The sequence below is a fragment of the Cohnella baijiui genome, from assembly GCF_020731285.1.
Classification (GTDB): domain Bacteria; phylum Bacillota; class Bacilli; order Paenibacillales; family Paenibacillaceae; genus Cohnella.
On record NZ_JAJFOW010000010.1, the window covers coordinates 124,554 to 149,362 of the forward strand.

Genomic DNA, 24,809 nt, shown 5'->3' on the forward strand with positions numbered 1-24,809 from the left:
AGGACGAATTCGGGCCCGCGCCAACCCGCCGGTTTATCTTTCTTGCCAGCTATGCAGCGGCAGCCACCCCAGCTTTTCCTTCGCCAGCCGGTTGGAGACGACCGCGCTTCGCCCCTCCAGCGACGCTCTGCGCGCCGTCACGTCCGGGTAGCAGATCCGCAGCAGCTCCTCCGTCGGCAGCTCGCTCATCGTGTCGTCCGCCGTCACGTTCAGCGAGATCGCGCCGAGCCCGTCGGCCTCCAGAGCGGCGACCGTCGCCCGCGCCGCGTCGCGGATATCGATGTAGCTCCACATCGACTTTTCGTATCGGCGCGGATCCCGGGTGTCCATCCGCCCGTATTCCTCCATCGTCATGATTGTCGAATAGCGCATCGACACGACCTGCATGCCCGTCCGCCGATGGAACATTTCGCCGGTCAGCTCGTTCACGATCTTCGACAGACCGTAGCACTCGCTCGGGCGCTGCGGGTGCTCTTCGTCGACCGGAAAATAGTCCGGCGCCAGCCGCTCGGGCGACCAGGCGAAGCCGTAGGACGACTCGCTCGAGCCGGATACGACCTTGCGGACGCCGAGCAAGGAGGCCGCCTCGAGGACGTGATAAGTCGAAACCGCGTTGTTCGCGAAGATGACCGGATTGGGAAAACCGTTCGGCGACGGAATGGCGGCCAGGTGAACGACCGCGTCCGCCCCTTTCAGCGCCTCCTTCACCTGCCCGAAATCGCTCAGATCGACCCGGTGCTGCCTGCACGGCAAATCCGACTCCCGCCGGTCGAGCGAAACGACCTCGCACTGCCGTTCCTGCAGCGCCGCGACGACGCGCCTGCCGAGCTTGCCGCTCCCGCCGGTGACCGCGATCGTTTGCATGGCTGTTTGCCTCCTTTATTGCGCCTTCGTTACGGCCGCACCAGCGTGCCGTCCGCTTTGCGGTCGAGCGTGTACGGTTGATGGTAAATCGAACGGCTCCAGCCTTCTCCGAGCAGGGAAGCCGCCAGCGCCTCGTCGATGTCGATGCCGAGCCCCGGCCGCTCCGACGTATACAGGTAGCCGCCCCTGCGCTCGATATGCCCGGGGAAGGCCGCCTTCTCCTCCGGCCGGAAATGGTTGATCTCCTGGATGCCGAAATTCCACACCGCCATATCCAGATGCACTGCGGCGGCTTGGTTGACGGGGTCGTTCTCCCCGCCTTCCTGCCAAGCCGTCCGCACGCCGAACGCCTCGCACAGCGCCGCGATCTTGCGGGCGGCGCTAATGCCGCCGACCTTGGACACGCGGACGCGGATGAAGTCGATCAGCCGCTCGGCGACGAGCGGGGTCCACTCCTGCGGATTGGCGAACAGCTCGCCGATCGCCTGCGGCGTCGCGCTCGTCTGGCGCAGCTGCCGGTACCAGCCGATCTGCTCCGGCGGCAGCGCATCCTCCAGGAAAAAGAGGCCGTACGGCTCGAGACGCCGGGCCAGCTGGATCGCCAGGATCGGCGACAGGTGCTCGTGCACGTCGTGCGTGAACGGGATGCCGCCGCCGAACGCCACCCGCAGCTGTTCGAACATGTCCGGTATCGCGTTCAGGTAGGCGCGCTCGTCGAAGACGGCGTCCGTCCGCCAGGCGTTGTCGGGCAGCTTCGCCCGGTCGCCCGGAACAAAGCCGCCGCCGCCGTAGCCGCCAAGCTGGGCGCGCACGACGGTGTAGCCTTCCTCCAGATAGCGGTGCACTTCTTCCTTCAACTGAACGATGTCCGAGCCGCCCGCATGGCCGTAGCAGGCGACCGCCGAACGGCAGGCGCCGCCGAGGAGCTGGTAGACGGGAAGGCCGGCTTCCTTGCCCTTGATGTCCCACAGCGCCATGTCGATGCCCCCGATCGCCGTCTGCAACAGCGCGCCGTTGCGCCAGTATCCGCTCGTGTACATCGTCTGCCACAAGTCCTCGATATGGGCTGCGTCCCGGCCGACGATCCTTGGCGCGAGCAACTGCTCGATCACCTGCACGACCGCCTCCGGGTTGTAAAGATCCGACGCGGAGCCGATGCCGTAGAGCCCGTCTTGGTCGGTCGTCACTTTGACGATCGTCCAGGTGCCGTTTTTGCGGGTCCGGATGCACCGGACGCCGGTAATTTTGGCCATGTACTTCTCCCCCTTAGAAATAGGTCTTCAAATGCCGATAGCTGATCGCGAGGCTTTCGAACGGGTCGCGCCTGCACTCGTCCTGCCCCACGACGTACCAATCCGCCCCGGCCTCCCGGCAGGCGGCGACGATCGCTTCGTGATTCAGGTTGCCTTGCCCGATCTCCGCCGGGACGGGACGGCCGCCGACGACCGCCATGTCCTGCAGATAGACCAAGCTCAGACGATCCTTCGTCCGACGGATCCAATCGACCGGAAACGCCCCGCCCGCCTGAACTTCGAACGGGTCCATCGCGAAGCCGACGCTCTCCGGGTCCGTCTCGTCGAGCAGGATCTCGAGCCCCGTCCGGCGGCCGCCGAAACGCTCCAGCGCGTACCGGCGGCCGCGAAAGACGAACGCGAGACCGCGGTCCCGGAGGCGCCCGGCGATCGCTCCCGCCTCGCGGGCGAACGCCGCATAGCCGGCTTCGCTCGCGCGATAGGCGTCCGGCACGGCGTCCACGACGACGTAGCGGCACCCCCATAGCCGATGGACCGCGACGACGTCGGCGAACGCGCGCTCCAATGCCGCAAAGGGAACGTCCGCGGCGCAGAGGCGCAGCCCGGACGCGTCGGCGGCCGCCTTCACCTTGCCCGGCGCGACGGGGCCGAGCGCCGATGCCTGCACCGCTTCGTACCCGATATTTCGGATGCTGTGCAGCGCGTTCCGCAAATCTTCCTCGTGCCGCGTATATTCACGGACGGTGTCGAGCCGGGCCGCCACGGTCGAACGTTTCAGGACGCCCGCCTCCTTCTTTCCGTTTTCCTCCCCATTCTAAAGCAGATGGGCGGCAGGCCAAAGGAGACATCTCTAAACTTTACGTTCCGTTCTTGGCGTATTAACGCGGAACAAGGGATCGAGGGCGAAAAAGTAGCCAGACCGCACCGTCTATATTAAGGTAAGATCAGGAAAAGGAAACGGAGGGGCCGCTTTGCGAAACGAACGAGAAATGATGGAGCTGCTGCTCGATTGGACGAAGAACGATCCTCGCGTCCGCCTGGTCACGCTGGAAGGCTCGCGCGCGAACCGCCATATCCCCCGGGACGCCTTTCAGGACTACGATATTTCCTATTTCGTGACCGATATGGCGTCCTTCAAGGAGAGCGACGGTTGGCTCGACCGGTTCGGCCGCCGTCTGATGATGCAGAAGCCCGAGGACATGGAGCTGTTTCCCGCCGAGCTCGGCAACTGGTTCTCCTATCTTCTCCTGTTCGAAGACGGTAACAAGCTCGACCTCACGCTTATCCCGGTCGAAGAGACGGAGGACTATTTCGCGGGCAGCGACGGCCTGGTCGAAGTGCTGCTGGACAAGGACGGACGGGCCCCGGACGATTGGCGGCCGGACGACCGGTCCTACTGGATCCAGCCGCCGACGGCCCGCTCGTTCGACGATTGCTGCAACGAGTTCTGGATGTCGTCCACCTACGTCGTCAAAGGGCTGGCCCGCCGGGAATGGCTGTTCGCCATCGATCATCTGAACGAAGTCGCGCGGCCGAATCTGCTGCGGATGATGGCTTGGCAGATCGGCGGCGAGCGGGGGTACACGTTCAGCGTCGGAAAAAACTACAAGTTGATCGACCGCTATTTGGAGCCGAAAGACTGGGAGGCGCTGTTGTCCACGTACGCCGAGCAGGACAGCGACAGCCTGCGGCGGTCTCTGCGAACCTGCTACGCGCTGTTTCGGCAGTTCTCCCAAGCCGTGGCCGCTCGCTTCGGATACCCGTATCCCGATTATGACGAAGCGATCACGGGATATACCGATCGCATCTTCAGCCGGCATCATTGCAAGTAAAAACGGCTTTGCCGTCCTCAGATGAGGGCGAGACGTTTTTATCGGAGACCATTTTGAAATGAATAAGCATGAAACTTATAAATTCTAAATGGTACAAAAAGGCCGCTCCCGTTGCCGGGAGCGGCCTTATCGCGCCTTAGAAGGCGAGACGGCTATTGATGGCTCGTCGGGTGGGTCGCCGTAATCGGGATCTGCCCTTTGAACAGGCGGTTGATGTCGCCCGCGAGCCGCAAGTAAAAGTCCGACGACACGGCCACGCCGTCCGCGTCGAGCGTGAGGAAATACTGATTGTTCGGAATCATCGAGCTGTTTTCCGCGATTTTGGCGATGGCCGTCCCTTCGTCGTATTCGTCGAACATCGCGATATAGCCCGTGCTGATGCCGATGTTTTTCATGTTGTAGGCTTGGCGCCACATGAAGTCCCCGTGCAGGCGGGGATTCTCGTTGCGCGGTCCGCCCGTCATGTTCGACCAGGCCGAGCCCGGCCAAAGAACCGGCTGGTAAGCCATGCCGTTCTGCTGCGTGAAGGCGTAGTCCGGCTGCCAGACGTTCGCGCTGAACTGGTCGGCGCCGGAGAGCTGTCCGAACCGTCCGACGAACCAGGGCGAGATCATGTCCAGCGACTTGTAGACGTCCAGAAATCCGGCCTTGGAGTCGTTGACGCCCGTCCGCCAATACGTCGGCACGCCGCCGATCACGTAGACGCCTTGACTCTTGAACCAGCTGATGAGCGAGGCGGCTTCCGCCGCCGTGCCGGGCCGGTCGGTGAATCCGATGCCCCAGATGCAGACGACCGTTTTGCCGTCCTGCTTGGCATAGGCGGACGAGGCGGTTAAGCCCATGTTGCCGACGACGTTTGTCGTCCAGTCGTGCTTCACTGCGTTCGCCCAATTGGAGGCGTTCATCCCCGTGATGTCGTACATGACGTAAAACTTGCGGCCGTACGTCTCGGCCGCGTTCTTCGCCTTCACGGCCACGCTGTCCCGATTCGTCTTCCACGGATTCGGCGCATCGCTCTCGTCCGCTCCGAACCGCTGCAGGGCGGCCCCGTCGATATTGTACGTTTTCATCCACTCGAAATGCTTGTTCACGGTTTCCTGGTCGTACGAAGAAAACAGCTTGGCGGGCTGGCCGTTGCCCAGATTGCCCAGTCCCGTCGCGTACAGCTTCGTATACTCCCGAATGTCCGGATACAGCTCGAAGTTCACGTTGTTGTTGGACCCTGCCGTCGGAGCGCTGCTGTTTTTGGACCAATGCACCCAGCCGCCGTTCGGCGAGCCGTCTCCGGCCGCGTTGAACCAGCCTTGATAGCCGGCGTACAGCTTGCCGACGACGTCCCCTCCCGCAGGCGGCGCCGAAGCGGCGAACTTGAACCAGAGCAGATTGAACAGATTCCCGGCCCCGCCGGTAAACTTCAGATACAGATTGTGGGTGCCGCCTGCGCCGCTGACGGAGCATGTCCGGGTCACCCAATTTTGCCAGCCGCCGGTGCCCGAGACCGTGCAGGTGCCCGCTAGCGTGCCGTTCAGGCTGTCTAGCCGGATCTCGATCGCGCCTCCGTTCGCATTGCTCGCGACGCGGGCGTCGAAGGAGACGGCTCCGGTCCCGAAGTCGACGTTGTTGAACAGCACGTAATCGCCATTGTCGATAAAGGCGACGTTCTGCCCGCCTTCGCTGGAGGCTTCCAATTGGATGCCCGACTGAGCGTCGTAGGAGGAAGCGGCAATCTGGCTGAACGCGGACCTCGAAGCCGCCGAGTCCGGACCATACACCTCGAGCTCCGACACTTGGCCGCCGGACGCGCCGGAGTTGGCCGTGAAGTTGATTTTCACGTAGCGCGCTGTCGTTGCGGGGAACGTTACGGAGACGGTATTGCCGCCGCTCGGGTTAAACGCATAGGTTGCCGAAGCGACGATGTCGCTGTAGGCGGCGTCGTCCGCGCTCTTCTGCACGGCCAGCGTCTGCGTCCGCGCGCCCCAGGCGGAGGGCAGCTTCAGCACGACCTGGTTGACCGTCTGGGCGCTGCCGAGATCGACGCGGATCCAGTTCGGATAGGCGTTCGGAGCGCCCTCCCAATACGTCGACGGATTGCCGTCGTTGGCGTTGGCGGCGGTGTAGACTTGCGTGTAGCTGCCCGCTTGGATCGGCTTGTTCAGCGCCAGATTGGTCGCCGCCCACGCTTCGGAGGGCCGAAGGGACAGCGGGGCGATCGCGAGAACCAGGATGAGCAGCCCCATCCGTAGCGGGTTCTTGCACCTGCGGACGAAAGCCGAAAACTTGATCGACATAGCGAACCTCCTCAAGGCATTCGAATGGTGTTGCGCTTCCGTTCGGATGTCCGTCCCGCCGAAGCCCCGGCCGGCCGCTGCGCGCGAACCGATGGCCGGAACGCATGCGCGAAGCGGTCCGGCCGCGAGGACGGCGAACGGATCCGTTCGATACTGCCGCAAACTCGCGAACCTCACCCCCTCCCCGCCGTCGCCGCCACGCCGTCTCTGCCGTGCACGCCTAAGGCCGGGCGTCTCCGTCCGAAGCCCAATGCCGGTACAGCAGCGCCGCCAGCTCGGAGCGGGTCAGCGTGCCGCCCGGGCGGAGCAGGCCGCCGCTGCCCTGCAGCAAGCCCGCTTCGACGAGCGCGGCTGCGCTATCCCGCGCATACGGCGCGATCTGCCTTTCGTCGCGGAAGACGGCGAGCGCCTCCGCGCCGCCTGCCGGCAGACCGCGAAACGCCGCGCGCAGCGCACGGTCGATCAGCGCCGCCGCTTCCTGGCGGCTGATCGGCGCGTCCGGGCGGAAATCGCCGCCGGAGCCGGTCGCGATGCCGAGCGACTGCGCGATGCCGACGGCCTCGGCGTAATACGCGTCCGGCTTCACGTCGGCGAAGCCATCGCCCGCGGAAGCCGCCGCCAGGCCGAGATAGCGGACGAGGAGGACGGCCAGATCGGCCCGCTTCACCGCTGCGCCCGGCGCGAAATCGCGCTCCGACACGCCCTGGATGACGCCTCTCGCCGCCAGCGCCTCGATCGCTTCTTGCGCCCACGGCGCCTTGGCCAAATCGCCGAACGTCCGCGCTTCGTAAGTGACCGCGTAAACGCTGAAGTGCGGGGTGCGGAAGACGATCGCTCCGGCGTTCTTGTCGTAGCGGCCGTTCGTCACCGCGCGGAGTTCGCCGCCCGGCGCGATCTGCCAAACGACCAACCGCTCCGGATGCGCCTGCTCGGCGGCCGTTGGCGCGTAGGGAAGCGCGATTCGCGCCTGCGACCGCTCGTTGTTCCAATGGATCTCTCTGCCCCCGGACAACAGGAGCAGCTCCACGGCGGGAAACGTGCCGACGCGCGAGCGCAGCGCCGCGTCCCAGCCGCTCGGATCCGCCTGCCGGACGACCAGCTTGAACGTATCGCCCAGCCCTTGCCGCGCGGCCTCCTCCAGCCAATCGCTCGCGATCGTGACGGCGCCGATCGGGGTCGCGATGTCGAGCACCCGGTCCCGCTTGCCCGGCGTCAGGAAGGCGGAAGGCAGCTCGATCTCGTAGCCCTGCGCCTGGGCCGCCGCTTCCAGCCGGATCAAGACGCGCTTCGCGCCGTCCGTCCCCGCCTGCACCTCGCCGAACGCGCGGTTCAGCTCATCCGCCGTGACGGAGCCCGCGGCCGTATGGCTGCCTGCCGGGAGCGTCGGCTTGAGGTTCATTACGCCTTTGCCGTTCTCGCCGGGCGTCGGCGAAGGGGTCGGCTTGGGCCCGGAAGTGGGCATCGGTGTCGGCGTAGGTGTCGGCGTAGGTGTCGGCGTTGGGCTTGGCGTCGGGCTGGGCGTCGGCGTCGGACCGCCGGGATTCGGCTCGCCTCCGCCGATCGCGGCGAGCCGATTCGCGAGCCGCGTCTTCTCGGCGCCGTCGGGCAGCACCCGCACGAAGTTCGCCGCCGCGTCGACGCTGGTCGGCCCCCGATCGCGCTCGGCCGCCGCGACCGCCGCTTCCGCGGAAGGCGCGAGCAACTGCCCGTAGGTTCCGCTTAGCAGGTACAGGTCTCCGAACGTCGCCGCGTCCTTGCTCGTGCCGATCCCCTGGTTGTACTCCACGAAGCCGGAGCGGCCGTCGCCGTCGTTTTCGTTCAGCAGCACCGCGAAGCCGATCGGCTCGGACGGGTCGAAGACGAATCCCGGCCCGTGCAGCCGGTCGAACGGGATGGCGATCGTATACGTCGTTTGCCCCTTCTCGTCATCCCGGACGATGTCGGTCTGGACGCCCTGCGGCTCACCCGTCGCGAGCCCCGCCGGCGCCCGCCAGCGCCATTGCGCGATGCGGCCGTCCCCGCCGAGGGCGAAGCCCAGCTCGCTCACGTTGCGGCTCGCCGCGCCGTCCTTGCGGGACAAGTCGATGGCGAGCTGAAGGCTGTCGCCCTGCCAAATGTCCCCGCCGCTCCACGTTTGATAGTGGTGGTCGTCTTGCGCCTGAACGGTGACGTACAGATTGTCGTCGTCCCACCGCACGCTCGTTCGGGCGCTCAGGTCGGCGACGCCCTTCCACTGCCCGCCCAGGCTGAAATATTGCTCGGCGTGCACGAGATCCAGCGTCGGCGCGTCGCCCGGATCCGCCCCCTGGCGGACGGCGAACGACCGACCCAGCTTCACCGAGGTCAAGTAGCTATCGCCGTTGTCCAGGACAACCTTGAGCTTCAGCGTGTCGCTCGCCAGCAGCGGCAGCGGAATGTCCGCGGACGCTCCGAGCGCGACGCCTTCGAAGCGGATCGGCGCGAGCAGCGACGCGTATCCCGGCGGAAGCACCCATTCGATTCGCCCGGAGATCGGCTGCGCCTGCGTGCGGTTCGTCAGAACGAGCCGCGCGTTCGTCCGCTCGGGGAACGCCGGGTCGAAGCCGGTCTTCGCCAGGTCCAGCGAGACCGGCACGAGGTCGGTGCCCGTCACCTTCGTCCCCGCCTCGTTCGTCAACCGCATGCCGCCGTTGTACAGATTGTTGCTCAGTTCCATGCGCGAGATGCCTGGGCCGGCATACACGTGCGTCGTGCCCGCCTGCTGGAAGTACGAGTCGTATAGGACCGCCTCGCCGCCCGTCGCGTTGATGCCCCGCTCGCCCACCCGGGCGAAATTGCTCATCTGCATCGTCAGCTTGCCGGAGAGGACGTCGACCGATCGGGTCGTGTCGCCCCACATCGACGTGTTGTAGAACGTCGCCTCGCCCGCGAAACGATCGCCGAGGGTGACGTACGCCTTGTCGGACGTGCTCATCGACACCAGCTCGGTGTTGACGAAGCGCAGCCCGCCCGGGCCGGCATCTTCCAGGTAAGCGCCCTTCTTGCTGCCGTCGGTGCCGTGGCCGATGACGACCGCTTCCGGCCCTTGCCCGTCCTGGGCGACGAAGTGGATGCCGTATTGCGAGCCGTACACGAACGTGTTGAAGATCGTCTCGTCCTTCACGCCGGCGATCCGGAACGCGTCGAGATGCTCCTTTTGATAATTCCATACCTGATCGAAGTCGGCCGACGTAGCCGGATGGTTCGGATAGCTGCTGCGGCCGTAATAGTGCGGGTTGAACTGCACGTTGCGCACGATGCCGCCCTGCGCGCCGCCGCCGACGAAGATGCCTTCCTTAAGCGGCGAGCCCGCCACGTAATCGATGTAGTGGCCGCTCGTGTCATGGCTGCCGAAGTCGACGCCCTGATACGGGTTGACGAGCGTTACGTCGACGGCGTAGACGTCATGGCCGAGACCCCGGATCGTCCACGGATACGCCTTGACCGCGCTCCAGGACTGCTGGTCGTAGTACACCGACAAGCCCCGCACGCCCGCGGTTGCCGCCAGCGAAATAAGCGCCGTCCCGTCCGCATCGCCCTCGCCGTAGTTCGTGAACAGGACGGTGCCGCCGCCGATCGTATGGTGCGGCACGTCCCAAGAGCCCCGAAGCTCGACGCCGCCGGGCACGGCAAGCGGCTGCTCGACGCGGTAGACGCCCGCCGGCAGGTAGACGGTGCCGCCGCCGGCCGCGCCGGCGTCGTCCAGCGCCCGCTGGATGGCGGCGCTCGCGTCGGCGCTGCTGCCCGGCTTCAGATCATAAGGCGCGGCGGCGACGTTAAACAGCTGCGACGTCGCCGGTTTCGGCCGGGCATCCCGGTCGACGGATGCGACGGTCGGCAGCGGCTTCGGCGAGAAAGCCGCATCGCGCTTGACGCTGACCTCCGCCGCCGCGCTCTCGTCCTTCACGTCCAGCCGATCTTCGTAGCCGGAGTTGACTGCCCGCGCCGTCTTCGCGCCGCCTTCCAGAAGGAGATGCCGATCCGGCTTCGCGAACGACGTCTGTCCGAGGAGGACGGATCCGCCCGCCAGGTCGATCCCGTAGCCACCGGCTTGATCGTTCCAGGCTTCGATGACGCTGTTCTCGAAGATCAGCACCCCGCTGCCGTCGCTCTTCACCGCGTGCAGCGGGCTGCCGCCCACCGTAACCGCGTTGAACTGGACGATGGAGTGGAAGCCCTGCGTCGCATAGATCGCGATCGGGTCGTTCCCTTCGCTCGCGCGGAAGCTGCTGTCGGTCACGAGCAGGCCGTAGTCGTTGACGCCTTCGATCTTCAGCGCGACGTTGCACTGGTCGATGCGGATGCGGTACAGCTGCGCGTTGGCCGTCTCCAGCGACCCCGTCCGGGTCGTGATGCGCATGCCGTTCTTAAAGCCGGAGATGTCGATGTCGGACATGTACTCCCAATCCGACCGGCCCATGACGATCCCTTCGGCGTGGGCTGTCATATATCCGAACAGCGCCGCCCGGTCCGGGGCGCCCGGCAGGCCGGACTTCGCCCAAGCGTCGGGGCCCAGGCGGATGCCCTCGAGCCGGCCGATGTCGGTCGTGAAGTCGAGGAAGATGCCGGTTTTCAGCGCCGTGCCGTACAGGTCCCTTACCGTGTGAAGCTCGTTCCACGCCGGGCCGATCTTGATGCCGTTGTAGGCGTTCACGAGCGTCACGCGGTCGACCGTGGCGCTGTCGCCGGACAGCTGCTCGATCGTCCACGGATACGCAGCCGGCTGCTCCGCCGACTGCTCGGGATACCAGACCGACAGATCGGTCACGCCGCTGACCTGCTGCAGCTGCAGGAAGCTTGGTCCGTTCTCGTCTCCCTTGCCCTCGTAAGCCGCGAGCACGGTGCCCTGCACCGCCCCGTCCGAGGCGAGCGGATCCGCGCGGTCCCCGCGCAGCGTGACGCCCGTCGGGACGACGAGGTGCCCGTTGATCCGATACCTGCCGGCCGGGACGAAGACGACCCCGCCGCCGCGCTGGGCAGCCGCGTCGAGCGCGCTCTGGATCGCGGCCGTATCGTCCGCGATGCCGTTGCCCGTCGCGCCGAAGCTGGCGACGTTGAAGTCCGCGATGACGACGTCATCCGTCGGATACAGCGTCGGATAGACGGCCGTCTGCACGGAGACTTCGTTTCTCAACGTTTTTTTCACCTTGACCGATGCCACGTACAGGTCCGGATTGTCGGCCGGCGCCCCCGCGCCGCTGATGCCCAGGCGGAAGTCCGAGCCGTTCGTCCGGTTCGCGAATTTGGCGTCGCCAAGCTTGAACGTCTGCGTCTTCCACTGCCCCGAGTCCTGATAGGCGAACAGCGGCGCGTCCTTGAACGGCGCCGACTCCGCGTCGTACTGGAGGACGATGCTGCCGTTGCCCCGGTCGAGGTACTCGACGGTGACGTACACATCCTGCGTCTGGTTGTCGTACAAGTAGCTGTCGTCCACATTCAGGTACAAATAGAGCGTCTTCGGTTCCGGCGCCCCTTTGTTCGTTTTCCAGTAGCCTTTGCCGTTCAGCGTCCCCGTCTCCAAGCCGGCTTCGTAATCGCCTGCCCGCGCGGCGATGCCGCTCGAGACCGGCGCGTCGCCGAACGCAATGGAGACCTCGTCGGCGGGCTGCGGCTTCGGCGTCTTCGTGACGGAGACGGAGGCCAGCTTCAGATCGGCGTTCGTATGCCAGTCCGCGCCCCCGCCCTCGACGCCGATCCGGAAGTCCGCGCCGCTCGTCCGGTTCGCGAATTTCGCGTCCGACAGGCGGAACGTATGCGTCTTCCAGGTTTTCGTATCCGTGTAGGAGAAGAGAGGCGCGTCCTTGTACGGCGCGGTTTGGGCGTCGTACTGAAGCACGATTTTCCCGTTTCCCTCGTCGTAGTATTGGACGGTCACGTCCACATCGAAGGCGTTGCTATCGTGCAGGAAATCGTCGGCGACGTTCATGTAAAAGTAAATCGTCGGCGACGCTTCGTTCGTCTTGTTCGTCTGCCAGTAGGTCGTCCCATCGATCTCGCCGGTCTGCAGACCGGCAGGATTGTCTCCCGCCCAGGCGGTGATGCCGCTTGGTTGCGGCGTCGCGCCCAGGACGATGCTAGCGCTTTCAATCGTCTCCGCCGCAGCGCGCCCCGTCGTCCATGTAAACGAAGCGAGCAAAAGCAGGAGCGCCATGGCGCGGGCCGTCGCGGTCTGAAAACGGCGGTGCAGGAAAATGGCGTACATCATTGATCCCTCCATGCGTTCATCGGATAGGGGCGGAACGGACGAGAAGCCTTCCTCGTCTGCAAGGTCGGCTTCTCGTGGTGTCCGTTCGAGTTCGGGTTCGTTTCGATTGCGGGGTGGCTTCCTTTACTTTTTGCTGGCCAAGTAGGCGTCGATTTGCTTTTGCGTCTCGGCGATGATGCGGTCGAGCCCGTTTCCTTTCTGCTTTTCGATATAGTCCGCCACCGCTTGATCGACGTCTTTGACGATGCCGAATTCGATCGGCTTGCTGAATTCCTCGGATGCCTGGTCGCGCTTCGCCAGCTCGTTTTTCATCGCGTCCTCGGCGATGAACAAGCCGTCGATCGGCGAGTTGACGTTCATCGGCTCGCTGGCGAATTCCGCTTCTTTCACCCAGAAGTCCTTCGGGTACGTCATCGTCGGCCGCATGAACTGCGGCTTCCAGAATGCCCACTGGCCGCCCCACTCCATGTAGTTGCTCGTCGTCGTCTGCATGCCCTGCGGGTATATCGCCTTGTCGCCGTCGAGAACGTACGTCTTGCCTTCGATGCCGTATTGAAGCAGGTCGTACAGCTTCTGGTCGGTCTCCACCATATCCAGGAAGCGCAGGACGCGGTCCGGATGTTTGGAGTTGCGGTTAATCGCGACGACGTTCGCGAGCGCCGTCCGGTTAACCTGCTTCTTGTCCGGATAGAGCAGCGACATTTGCTGCTTGTACGAAGGGTCCGCGAAGCCGGGATCGGCGTTCGCCCATTCGTGCGACGTCACGGTAAAGAGCGTCTTGCCGTTGCGCCATTGGGCGGCGCCGTCTTCCTTGTCGATCATCGCGTCGCGGTTGATCAGCTTGTCGTCGTACCACGTTTTGGCGCGGACGGCGGCTTCCTTGTAGAACGGCTGCTGCTCGACCGACTGCACGGTAATCTTCGGATCGTTCAGGTAAAATCCGAGTCCGTGGAAATTCAGGTCCACCCACTCGTCGCGGATCATGTAGATCGAAAGCGGGTTCGTGCGGGACAGCTTCTCGTTCGGATACGCTTTCTTCAAATCGCGCAGCAGCTTGTCGACGTCCTCGATCGTCTTGATCGAATCCGGCGGCACCGTGATGCCCGCCTTCTCCGCGAGATCCGAGCGCCAGCCCGCGAACAGCCGCTGGTTCATCTTCATCGTCCACGGCAGGCCGACCACTTGGCCGTTTACCGTCGCGGCCGACAGCGTGCCCTGCTCTTCGTACTTGTTGGCCAGATTCGGCGCGTACTTCGGCAGCAGGTCATTCAAAGCCATGTAGGAGCCTTTGGCGGCCATCTGCTTGTACGAGAGCCAGTCGCCGTCGAAGTTCATGTCCCAGTTGTCGCCCGAGGCGGCCATGACCAGCATTTTGTCCTTGAAGTCGCCAAACGGGATGAAGTTGACGTTGAACTTGACGTTCAGCCCCTTGGACTTGACGTAGTCGCTGATCGCGGACCACACTTCGTCGGTCGCCGCCTTCTTGTCCCCGCCGAAGTAAAACTTCAGCGTGGCCTCTTCCTCGCCGGCCGCGGACGGCGATGCCGAAGCGCCCGCGGAGGCCGGTCCGGTCGGACCGGCGTCCCCGCTCGACCGGGCGCCGTCGTTGCCGCCGCAAGCCGAGAGCGCGGCGCCGAGGAGCATCGTGCCGGCGAGCAGCAGCGGAATGCGGAGCTTGCCTTTTATCATCGGATCCCCTCCCCTGTTGGTTCGAAATGTATCCTATAACAGCCTGTGGCTGAGATAGTCATCCTTTGACGGCGCCGACCATGAGCCCCTGCACGAAGTACCGCTGCAAAAACGGGTACAGGAACACGATCGGCCCGATCGTCACGACCGTCAGCGCCATTTTCATCGATTCGGAAGGGATCTGGTTGGAGATGCGCTGCATGGCGGCCGCGTTGCTGGAGCTCTTCAGAAACTCCACGTTGGAGATCAGCGTCCGCAGGAGCAGCTGCAGCGGCTGCAGCTCCTGCTTGTCGACGAACATGAGGCCGAGGAACCAATCGTTCCAATATCCCAGCGCCACGAACAAGCCGACGGTCGCGAGCACGGGCTTGGCCAGCGGGACGATCAGCTGCCAGTAGATCCGAAATTCGCCGGCGCCGTCCATCTTGGCCGACTCGTGGAGGTCTTCCGGCATCGAGAGCATGAAGTTGCGGATGAGGAACATGTTGAAGGCGTTGGCGAGCGGCGGGAGGATCATCGCCCAGAGCGTATCCTTCAGATCCAGGTACCGGACGCAAATGATGTACCACGGGACGAGTCCGCCGTTGAAAAGCATCGTGACGATGACGTAAATCGAGAGGATATTGCGGTATTTGAACGACCGCCGGGCCATGACGTAGGCGCCCATGCTGGTCACGACAAGCGACAGAATCGTGCCGACGACGGTCACCGTAACGCTGATCCCGTAGGCGTCGACGATCCGGTTCGAACCGAGGAACAGGATGCGGTACGAATCCAGGGTGAGGTGCCTCGGAAGCAGCGCGTACCCGTGGTCGACGATGTCCTTCTCGGTGCTGAGCGAGCCCGAGACGACCATCAGAAACGGAAACAGGCAAGCCAGACTGAACAGGGCGACGAGCGCCGCGACCGTCCATCGGCCGATCGAGAATGGGCGGATCGACATCTCTCCGAACCTCCTAACCGATCCTAGCGGGAATTAGAAGATGGCCGAGTCGCGGTCGAAGCGGCGGGCCAGGTAATTGCTGCCGAGCACGAGGACGAAAGCGACGACCGACTGGATGAATCCGGCGGCCGAAGCCATGCCGATGTCCCCTGACTTGCGCAAGCTGCGGTAGACAAGCGTATCGATGACGTCCGTCGTCGGGTACAGGAGCGTCGCGTCGCCGACCATGGCGTAAAACATGCCGAAGTCCGCGTTCATGATGCGGCCGATCGCAAGCAGCGTCAGAATCATGACGGTCGGCTTGAGCATCGGCAGGCTGATGTAGCGGATCTGCTGCCAGCGCGTGGCGCCGTCGATCGAAGCGGCTTCGTAGTAGGCGTTGTCTACGTTGGTCAAGGCGGCCAGATAGATGATCGTGCCGTACCCGGTCACCTTCCACCGAAGCGCCAGCGTCAGGATGAGCGGCCAGAGGCCGGGCAGGCTGTAGAAGTCGACCGCCTCCAAGCCGAGCGATACGAGCAGGCGGTTGATCGCGCCGCTCTCGTAATTCAGCAGGTTGTAGGTGAAAACGCCGACGACGATCCAGGAGATGAAGAAAGGCAGAAAGGTGAGCGATTGCGCGACGCGCTTGAAGATCTTGTTGCGGAGCTCGTTCAGCAGCAGCGCGAGTCCCACTTCGAACAGGAGGCCGACGGCGATGAACAGCGCGTTCAGGAGAATGGTGTTGCGGATGGCGCGGAAAGCGACCGAAGACGAAAACAGGTAGTCGAAGTTGTTCAGCAGCGGGTGCATCCAGTCGCTTCCGAAAATCCCTTTGCTGAAGTCGAAGTTTTTGAACGCGATGACCAGCCCCGCCAGCGGCAAGTAATTGAACACGAGGAGCAGCGCGGCGACGGGCAGGAACATGAGCAGCAGCGTCCGGTTGCGGTACAGCTCTCGGAGGACTCCGTCCGATTTCATGTCGTTTCCCCTCCCTCGTTCGGGATACTTTCATCATAATGGGAGGCCGCAAAGGCCGCCATGAGCCAACCTTATCCTTTGCAGTACAAGATTAGCCTGTCGCGACTGGCCCCCAAGGCGGATCTCTTCCCGCCCCTCCCCCGAACATGGCGAAGAGCGGGAGGCCTCCCTCCCGCTCTTCGCTTTGCGCTTATTTGAGCGATTCCCGAACCTCGAGCGTCCGCTTGTTCCACTTCTCCGTTTCCGGGATGATCCGGTTGATGTCGGCGCCTCCGAACACGATGTCGTTCATGATGTTGTTCCAGTTGTATTCGGACCAAGCGGGGATCGTCGCGCCGGGCTGGATTTTGGCGTTTTCCTTGGCCATCTTGACGGCGGCGATGTTTTTGCCCTTCCACATCGGCGACTCGTCGTAGTACGCGGTCAGCTCGGGATCGACGACGGACGCGTTGGCGCCTTGGTCGATTTTCCACTTCTGCGCTTCCTTGGAGAATTGGTAGCTGATCCAGAGGAACGCTTCCTCCTTGTGCTTGGAGCCGCTCAGCAGCGACAGCGGGCCGTAGATGCTGTAGCCCGGCTGGCTCACCTTGCCGCGCGGGAACGGCAGGACGTCCCAATCGAACTTCGCGTTCGCTTTCAAGGTCGGCAGCACCCAGTCGCCGCCGATCGCGAAGCCGGTTTTGCCGTTGATGAATTCGCGCGTCACGTCGCCCGAAGCTTTGGCGGCGTCGTAGCTCTGCATGGAGCCGTCCTTCGTGACGAACTCGGTCAGCCAGCGCACGTCGTTCATGACGTCCGGCGTGTTCATCACGCTCTGGGTCAGGTCTTCGTTCATGTACTGCAGATTCGCGGCGTGGCCGTCCGCGATCGCTTTCGTGTTCAGCAGGCGCATCTGGAATTCGGGCTGCGTCGTGAGCCCGTATTCGCCCGCGTCCTTATCCGTCAGCTTTTTCGCGATCTCCCGGAAGTCGTCGTACGTCCAGTCGTTGGACGGCATGTCGACGCCGTGCTTGGCCATCAGGTCCTTGTTTACCAAAATCCACATCGGGACGTCGACGAACGGGACCGCCAGCTTTTTGCCTTTGAACACCATCGTGTCGAAGAAGCCTTCGGGCAGCGTTACGCTTTGGAACGTCGGATCCTTGTCGATGTAGGGCGTCAGATCCTCGACGAGCCCGTTCTGCTCGAACGAGATCAGATCCTGGTCGATCCAGGTCAAGTCCGCAGGCGTGCCCGCCGCTTCGAGCGACGCGATGATCTCCATGATCGGCTTGCCGTTGACCGGCACCTGCTCGACCGTGATCCACGGGTACTTCTCGTGAAACATTTTGTACAGCTCCGTGTACGAATCGGACCACGAGATCAGCTTGATCGTGACCGGATCGTGCTTCTCCTCCGACGCCGACGCGCTGGCCGATGCGCTAGACGACGCGGTGGGCGATGGGCTGGCCGAGCCGGACGGGCTGGCGTTGCCGCCGTTGTTGCCGCCTCCGCAGGCGGAAAGTACGAGAGACATGGCGAGCACGCTGCCGGTCCAGCCTGCCCAAGTTTTTTTGTTTTTCATGCGTTCGAGTCCTCCCCAATGGCATCATAATGGTAAATTTATTGCCGTTCCTGCCGTTCGAGCCGCCGCCGCGCGGGCGTGCGCGATGGCGCGGCGGGACGCGCCTGCCGGGCGATCCCTAAGTTCCTGCGCGTCGAATTCCGGGCTTCCTCGCCCCGGCATCCCTCCCTTCGAAGGCGGCCCGCGGCCGCCTCCGCGCGATCATTCGACGATCCCCGTCCGTTCGATGCCGCTCACGAACCACCGCTGCAGAAACATGAAGACGATAATCGGCGGCAGGATGATGAGGAAGGCCGCAGCCATTTTGGTCCCTTCGGTGATCGGATTTTTGACGATTTTCGTGTTGCCGAGAAGCGACGGGTTGAGCACGTCGTCCAGGCCGTCCAGACGGATCGACAGCGGGGTGAACGACTTGGCCAGAAACATCGACGGCTCGTAGTACATGTTCCAGTACCAGATGAACGAAAACAGGAAGACGACGAGGCAGGCGGAGCGAGCAAGCGGCAGCATGATGCCGAAGAACAGCCGGACGACGGAGGCGCCGTCGAGCTTGGCCGCTTCCTCGAGGCTGGCCGGCTGCGCCCGGAAAAACTGCCGGAAGATCAGGATGAACAGCCCGGCCTTGAGCCCCTGGCCGAAAAGGGCCGGAATCAGGAAAACGAAAGGCGTGTTCAGCAAACCGAGCTTGCTGAAGATGACGTACAGCGGAATGATGACGATCTGCGGCGGGATCAGAAACGTCAGGATGACGAGCGCCGTCAGGAGACCTTTGAACGGCACCGCCAGCCGTGCCAGCGCGTAGCCGGTCATCGCGCAGACGAGCACCTGAACGAGCGAGCAGGAAATGGACAGCACCGCCGTGTTGCGCAGCGCGTCGGGGTACTGCAGCCCCTTCAGCGCTTTGGACAGATTGTCCCAAGTGACCTGTCGCGGGATCCACTTGACCGTCGGGTCGAGCAGATCGCTCACGTTTTTGAGCGCCGTGCTGATCATGTACAGCAGCGGCTGCAGGTAGAGATAGGCGACGATCGAAAGCAGCACGTAGAGGATGAGCTTCGCCAGCAACCCGTCGGACAGGCTGCGGCCGAGCACGATCATCTTGGCCTGCTGGGCCCTTCGGCTCCAGAGCAGGTCCCGGAGCCGGCCGCCTACCTTGCGGAACCAGAGCGCGGTATTCAAGAGCGAACCCTCCTTGTCTTCATGCTTCGGTCGAACAGCCACAGCACCAAGGCGATCAGCACGAACACGAAGCCGAAATAGATCCACGCCAGCGCGCTGGAGTAGCCGTAGCCCGTCTCGACCTTGAACATGTTGTCCTTGATGTGCTTCAGCACCGGGTTCAGCGGGAAGGTGAACAGGTCGATGATCGTGTAGAGCACGTTCAGGCTGATGAACGGCACGCAGGCCGGCAGCGTGATTTTCCAGAACGAATCCCAAGGCGACGCCCCGTCGATCCGGACGGCCTCGTAGATCGTCGGCGAGATCGTCTGAAAGCCTGCGATGAAGATCAGGATCTGCACGCCGGAGTACCAGAGGATAAGCACGACGCGGCCCAGCACCCCCATGACCGTCTTCGCGAATTCGCCGCCCACGTACTGGGTGACGAGCGGCTCCAGGTTATATTGGTCCAGGAACGGGATGTCGCCCGCTCCCTGGACGAACAGCTCGGAGAGCACTTGGCCGGTCGCGAAAATGACGGGCAGGAAAAACAGCGCCCGGTACAGGAACCGCCCGGGAAACCGCTGATTCAGCATGAGCGCGATCAGCAGGGCGAAGATGACGATGATCGGCACCATGAGCAGCATTTCCTGAAAGTAGGTGATGAGCTCGATCGGGAACACGTTGTCCTTCAGAAACGCGTCGCGGAAGTTTCGAAAGCCCTGCCAATCGTACTTGAAGCCGCCCGGCACGACCTTGACCTGGTTGAACGACATGAAGATCGACCAGCCGATCGGAATCGCGACGAACAGGCAGAACCCGACGATCCACGGCAGCATGAACGCGAGCCCCGTGCCGTACCGCTTCAGCTGAAAGAGGCGGGCTTGGCGTTTGGCGTCGTCTGCGGAAGATTTCATGCGCCGCCTCCTTTCTCCACCTTGAACGTCTTGGCGCCATAGTCCACGACGACCCGCGTCCCGTCCGCATACGTCGTGGCGTAGCGGTTCGCGGACAGCCGCTCGTGGTTCGTCATTTCCTGGGCGTAAAGCGGCGCGAGGCTGTCGAACTTGGCGTACTCGGCCGCGATGCGGTCCGCCCACTTGGCGTACTGGCTGCTGTACAGGAAGTTCGACGCCGTGTACTGCAGCTTGCGCGAATCGTCGTGCGTCAGGAAAAACGAAGGCGCGGCGCCGTACTCCACGGCTTTCAAAAATTCGGTATCCTCGTCGTCGCGCAGGTTGCCGTCGCCGAACGAATACGGCACGAAGCCGTGCAGTACGATCGGGTAGAAAGGCACCGTCTCGTCGACCATGAAGTCGAAGCTGGACTCGTGCGGCAGATCGTCGATGTAGCCGACCTCGCCGATCGCGTAGGCGTTGCCGCGGTATACGGAGGCGGTGCCGAGCGTGCGCTTCGCGTAGTCCAGCAGCCCCTCGTACACCGAGATCGTATCCGAGCGGGTGGCGATGCGGTCGCCGGCGTAGTCGTGGAACACCCACTCGCCGATTTGGTTGAACAGGACCCCCGCCGCGCCGATGCCCTTCAGCTTGCGGATCGTATCGTAGGCCATCGCGACCGTCTTGGCGGGTTTGCTGATGAACCACCCCTCCTCGACGTACACGGTGCCGTCGATGCCTCGGACGCCGTCGTTTTTGCCGGATGCGGACGAGTGGTTGCCGTCGATCCAGACGAAGTCGTCTTCGAAAAGGACGTCGATGCCTTTGGCCCGCATGTCGGAGACGAAGGAACGGGCGCCCGCCCCCCCGCCGAGCGACGGTTCGATCGGGAATCGCTTATCCATCTTGTAGTCGCCCTGGTTCTGCCAGCCGTAATAGACGACGGTCGGCTTGGCGACGCCCCGCTTCAGCAGGTCGTTCATGATGGAGGTCGCCTGGGCGAACGTCGTCGCGGCGACGTACTCGACGCGGTTGAAGGCGCTGCGGTAGTTGCCGCCCATCATCTTGATGTAGATCGGCGCGTGATCGGACGGCTTGAGCGGCTCGCCGATTCGCCCGTTCGCCTTCAGGTAGGCGCGGTAGGACTTGGCCATGCCGACATAGCTCGCGTCCGCCTGACGGAGAAACCGGTATTCGACCTCGCGGTCCGTGTCGAGCCGAACCTTCTGGATCGCCTTGAGCGGCGCGGCCAGCCGGCTCATCTGGTACAGATATTCCTCTCGGTAGATTTGGCTCGAGAAGATGTTGAAGTACGAGGATTTGAGACCCGGCGGGATCGCCGCCACGTTGGCCGAGTCGGCGCCGCGCGTCATCACCGCGAGATAGGCGTGTTCCCCCCGCTTGATGCCGAAGACGGGATAAGCGATGTCCTCCCTCCGCTCGCCGGAGCGGAACCAGTTGCCCATGTTCGTCACTTCCATGCCGTACACTTGATGGATGTAGCCCCGGGAGAGGTCGGCCTGCTTGGTCCCGAAGTTGACGAGGCCGCCGGGGCCGTCCGGCACGAACAGATAGCCGTCCTCCTCCGGCTTGGCGGCGCCGAAGTACGGCAGCAGATCGAGCGAGAAGACGGCGGCCTCTCCTTCCTCCCGGATGCCGGCCGTCGGCATGCGCGCGCGGAGCCCGTCGGCCGTCAGCTCGTATTGGATGGCGAAGCCGAGCTGCTTGTCGGGAAAGTCGTAGGCGACTTGCAGGCCGGTCTCGGTCTTCGTCAGCGACGTCTTCGTTTTCGGGCTCTCCGCGTTCAGCGATTCGCGGATCGTCTGGTCGGCGCCCTGCGTCTTGACGAACGTCAGGACAAACGGAGACCGGAGGTTGGACAGCAGCTGACCTTTGACGGTCTCTTGCTTTAGCTGCTCCTCGGTCGGATTGCTGGTCCAGCGGTAGCCGTCCCGTTTGTCCACGAGGGCGATCTGGGTGTTGTCCGGCCGGATATAGAGCGCGTAGGTATCGTTCTCGAGCGCCAGCGCGAACCCGTCGGCGCCGGGCGCCGGCTGCCAGGCGGCGCCCTCGTAGAGGGCCGCGCGATCCTGATGCGGCTCGGGAATGCCCGCCTCCGCCAGCGCTTCGGCGGCGGTCGGCTCGCCTCCCCGCAGGAAGAAAAGCAGCGCCAGGAACAGGACGACGATCGCGGCGGCGGACGCCAGCTTTACGCGAAGGGATAAGCGCCTGATGAAGTTAATGATAGAAACTCACCTCTTTGTAAAGCTGGTAGAAAAAGTCGTACAGGTTGTAAGAGAGGCCGAACACGATAAAGCCGAACAGCCAGATGATGCCGATCGTAAACAGGGTGATCGCCGAATTTTTGATCGTCTCCAGGAAATCGAAGTTATGGATGACCTGCGTCATGACGAGGAACATCGCCGCAAGCCACAGGTACATGAGAGACGACAGGGAGTCGACGAGAACCCGCTCCTCCAGCGTGACGATGTGCGAGAGGATCAGGATCGGCACGGAAAACGCCAAATAGGGGACGAGGGCGAACGTGCTGCCCTGGACGACCTCCCGGAATTTCCCTTCCCCGTCCTTGATGCTGCACACCAAGTAGTTCGCGATGATCCAGGTCGCCCACGGAACGGCGAACAGCGCGAGGCTGCTCCAGACGTTGATCTGCGACGTGTCGACGGGATGGAACAGGAAACCCGTCTCGTAAATGCCGAGCAGCTTCACGAGGATGACCGCGGCCAGGATGCTCAGCGTCACCCAGGGCGAAACGCGCGCTTCCTTCAGCCGGTAGAAGCCGTTGTACGGATGGATCAGAATGTAGCCGAAGGTCCGGTAATCCGCCAGGATGCGCTGCCAGAACGCAGACGGCGGACGGCGCCGGAGCGCCGGGCGGATGAGCCGAAGGCCGTACCGCCAGACGAGGTAGGCGGCGATCAGGCCGGCGACGAGGGCGACGAAGTGGTGCTGCAGCCAGATCAGCCGCAGCTGCCAGAACGCCTTGGAATAGCCGTCCGTATCGAACGCCGTCTTCATGAACGACAGCGCCTGATCGTTGTCGTTTTCGTGCAGGTACACTTTCCCAAGCCCCTGGAATGTGCCGTTGTACATGTCGTTGCGTGCGTAGACCCGCTCCCAGTACGGCTTGCTCTCCTCATAATTGCCGTCCGCGTAAAGCACGAGCGCCTTCAGGACGTCCGAGCCGAAAGCGGTGCGCACGTACTTGTGCACGGTCTTCGAGCGGCTGTCGGAGATCCAGATCGCGTCGTGGCCGTCGACGCCGATGGCGGTCGGAAAGCCGAGCACGCCGTATTGCTGCGTGCCGTTGTCGATATGGCCGAAGGCGAACAGCGCGTTCGCGTTCCGGTCGTACAGGTTGATCTGCCCCGATTCGGTGTCGATGTTGTACAGGAGGCCGTCGCGGTCGATCGCGACGTCGACGATGCCATGGCCGTCCACGAGCGTCTTGTTCTTCAAGGCGTCCACGCCGCCCGCGTTCAGCTTGCGGATGGCGCCCTTGCCGAAGCCGGCGGCCGTCGCCGTGTAGATGAAGCCTTCGTCGTCGAGCGCGACGTTCGTGATGGGACGCGGCAGAGCGGCCGTTTCCTTGGCGAGCTGCTCCTTGTTGAGAATCAGCTTTTTCAGCCAGTTGAGCAGCGTCGACTGCGCTTTGTTGGCGCCGAAGTAGCCCATGAACGCCCCCTCTTCGCTCAGTCGCACGAGGCCTTGGTAAGAGGAATTCAGCGCGACGTAGAGGACGCCCCGCCGGTCGACGACGAGCTTGACCGGGACGAAATGCTCCGAGCCGAGGAACGCCGAATCCGGCTTCTTATATTCCCGCGCGTACGCGCCGTCCGGACCGAACACCGCGATCCGCTGGTTGCCGGAATCGGCGACGTACACCTTCCCTTCGGGGGTGACGAACACGCCTTCCGGCGCGCTCAGCCGGCCCGGCCCGTCTTCCTCGCCGAGCGTGCGGACGAGCTTGCCGTCGTTGTCCAGCACGACGATCTTGTTCGCCCCTTTGTCGGCGACGTAGATCCGGTCGTCCGCGCCGACCTGCAGGTCGACGGGCTCCTCGAAGTCCGCCGTGTAAGCGGCGGCGGGCGTATAGATCGGCTGGATGCGCAGCCACATGGATTGGTTCGGGTCGAAATAGAAGGTCCTGTAGGGAAGCCTGGCGTGCGTCGTTCCGGGCACGGCCAGGACGGCGGTCGCGACCAGGAGCAGGAGAGCGATCATTCTCTTCATCGTTCCGACTTCCTTTGCTTAGTGGGGTTACTTGATACCGGAGTGGATCATCGTCTCCAGCACCTTGCGCTGGAAGAGCAGAAAGATGATCAGGTTCGGGACGAACATGAGCAGTCCCGCGGCGGCCGCCATATTCTGGCCGGAAACGCTGTTCTGCAAGCCGCTCAGCAGGCTGTTGACGTAAAAGGCGAGCGTCCGCATCGTCTCGTCTTGCATGAACAAGGTCGAGGTTTCCACGTCTCCCCACACGCCCTGGAAGGTGAAAATCGAGATCGTCGCGATGGCCGGCACCGAGAGCGGCAGCACCATGCGGACGAAAATGCCGAAGTGGCTCGCGCCGTCGATCCTAGCCGCTTCGACCAGCTCACCCGGAATTTGGGAGATGAAGCCGACGAGCATGAACACCGCGACCGGCGAAGCCAGCGCCGGCAAAATATGGCCGAAGTACGTGTCGTTCAAGTGCAGGCCGCTGATGATCAGGTAACGCGGGATGCTGACCGTCTCCGGCGCGAACATGAGCGAAAGCGTGATCGTCGCAAGGATGAGCTGCTTGAAGTGGAAGTTGTACTTGGCGAGCACGTAGGCGGCCATCGTGCTGACGACGATGACGCTGGCGAGCGTCAGGCCGGCGACGACCAGGCTGTTGAACAGGTACCGGGTGAACGGCACCGTCGCGTTGGCGGCGTGCAGAAAGAGCGATTCGAAATTCCGCGCCGTCGGATGCTGGACGAAGAAGCGCGGCGGGAACAGGAACAGCTCGTTCTGCGGCTTGAACGCGTGGTTCAGGATGAACACGATCGGCAGCGACATGAACGCGGCGAGCAGCGTGAAGGCGGTCACCAGCACATATTGAAACGGCGGGATGGTGCGTAAGCGGCGAATCAT

General features: G+C 63.5%; 15 protein-coding genes. 1 reads left to right on the plus strand and 14 read right to left on the minus strand.

Going from position 1 to position 24,809, the window contains the following annotated elements:
* Positions 1-33: 33 nt before the first annotated feature.
* The 3 genes from LKX83_RS13035 to LKX83_RS13045 are packed head-to-tail and all read right to left on the minus strand — an operon-like array spanning position 34 to position 2,829.
* Positions 34-864 carry an NAD-dependent epimerase/dehydratase family protein gene (locus LKX83_RS13035; RefSeq protein ID WP_227882703.1) on the minus strand — a complete coding sequence of 277 codons (831 nt, stop codon included), beginning with the start codon at positions 862-864 and terminating at the stop codon, positions 34-36.
* A 29-nt stretch (positions 865-893) separates the two neighbouring features.
* A complete protein-coding gene (locus LKX83_RS13040; protein ID WP_227882704.1) occupies positions 894-2,117 on the minus strand; it encodes an enolase C-terminal domain-like protein in 1,224 nt (407 codons plus the stop codon).
* 13 nt (positions 2,118-2,130) lie between these two features.
* On the minus strand, positions 2,131-2,829 hold the full coding sequence (locus LKX83_RS13045) for a sugar phosphate isomerase/epimerase family protein (protein ID WP_227882705.1): 699 nt from the start codon (positions 2,827-2,829) through the stop codon (positions 2,131-2,133).
* Between the two features lie 259 nt (positions 2,830-3,088).
* Between LKX83_RS13045 and ant(6) the strand changes: the two genes are divergently transcribed.
* On the plus strand, positions 3,089-3,949 hold the full coding sequence (ant(6), locus tag LKX83_RS13050) for an aminoglycoside 6-adenylyltransferase (RefSeq protein ID WP_227882706.1): 861 nt from the start codon (positions 3,089-3,091) through the stop codon (positions 3,947-3,949).
* Positions 3,950-4,101: 152 nt separating this feature from the next.
* On the opposite strand, the gene LKX83_RS13055 is transcribed toward ant(6), so the two are convergent.
* From LKX83_RS13055 to LKX83_RS13105, 11 genes are all read right to left on the minus strand, one after another.
* Entirely contained in the window at positions 4,102-6,237 is a 2,136-nt protein-coding gene (locus LKX83_RS13055) for a carbohydrate-binding protein (RefSeq protein WP_227882707.1), read from the minus strand.
* Between the two features lie 220 nt (positions 6,238-6,457).
* Entirely contained in the window at positions 6,458-12,457 is a 6,000-nt protein-coding gene (locus LKX83_RS13060) for an S-layer homology domain-containing protein (protein WP_227882708.1), read from the minus strand.
* Positions 12,458-12,583: 126 nt separating this feature from the next.
* Positions 12,584-14,149 carry an extracellular solute-binding protein gene (locus LKX83_RS13065; RefSeq protein WP_227882709.1) on the minus strand — a complete coding sequence of 522 codons (1,566 nt, stop codon included), beginning with the start codon at positions 14,147-14,149 and terminating at the stop codon, positions 12,584-12,586.
* 58 nt (positions 14,150-14,207) lie between these two features.
* Complete coding sequence (locus tag LKX83_RS13070; RefSeq protein WP_227882710.1) at positions 14,208-15,092, minus strand: carbohydrate ABC transporter permease; 885 nt, start codon at positions 15,090-15,092, stop codon at positions 14,208-14,210.
* Between the two features lie 33 nt (positions 15,093-15,125).
* Positions 15,126-16,052 carry an ABC transporter permease gene (locus tag LKX83_RS13075; protein WP_227882711.1) on the minus strand — a complete coding sequence of 309 codons (927 nt, stop codon included), beginning with the start codon at positions 16,050-16,052 and terminating at the stop codon, positions 15,126-15,128.
* A 190-nt stretch (positions 16,053-16,242) separates the two neighbouring features.
* Positions 16,243-17,616: an ABC transporter substrate-binding protein gene (locus LKX83_RS13080; RefSeq protein ID WP_227882712.1), complete on the minus strand. Its 1,374-nt coding sequence runs from the start codon at positions 17,614-17,616 to the stop codon at positions 16,243-16,245.
* A 201-nt stretch (positions 17,617-17,817) separates the two neighbouring features.
* Complete coding sequence (locus LKX83_RS13085) at positions 17,818-18,795, minus strand: carbohydrate ABC transporter permease (RefSeq protein ID WP_227882713.1); 978 nt, start codon at positions 18,793-18,795, stop codon at positions 17,818-17,820.
* Positions 18,792-19,691, minus strand: coding sequence for a carbohydrate ABC transporter permease (locus LKX83_RS13090; protein ID WP_227882714.1), 900 nt, complete (start codon positions 19,689-19,691; stop codon positions 18,792-18,794). The genes LKX83_RS13085 and LKX83_RS13090 overlap by 4 nt, the downstream gene beginning before the upstream one ends.
* The gene (locus LKX83_RS13095; protein WP_227882715.1) at positions 19,688-21,634 is read right to left on the minus strand and encodes a DUF5696 domain-containing protein; all 1,947 of its coding nucleotides are present in this window, start codon (positions 21,632-21,634) and stop codon (positions 19,688-19,690) included. The genes LKX83_RS13090 and LKX83_RS13095 overlap by 4 nt, the downstream gene beginning before the upstream one ends.
* Positions 21,635-21,908: 274 nt before the next feature.
* Complete coding sequence (locus LKX83_RS13100; RefSeq protein ID WP_227882716.1) at positions 21,909-23,924, minus strand: YIP1 family protein; 2,016 nt, start codon at positions 23,922-23,924, stop codon at positions 21,909-21,911.
* A 27-nt stretch (positions 23,925-23,951) separates the two neighbouring features.
* A complete protein-coding gene (locus tag LKX83_RS13105; protein ID WP_227882717.1) occupies positions 23,952-24,809 on the minus strand; it encodes a carbohydrate ABC transporter permease in 858 nt (285 codons plus the stop codon).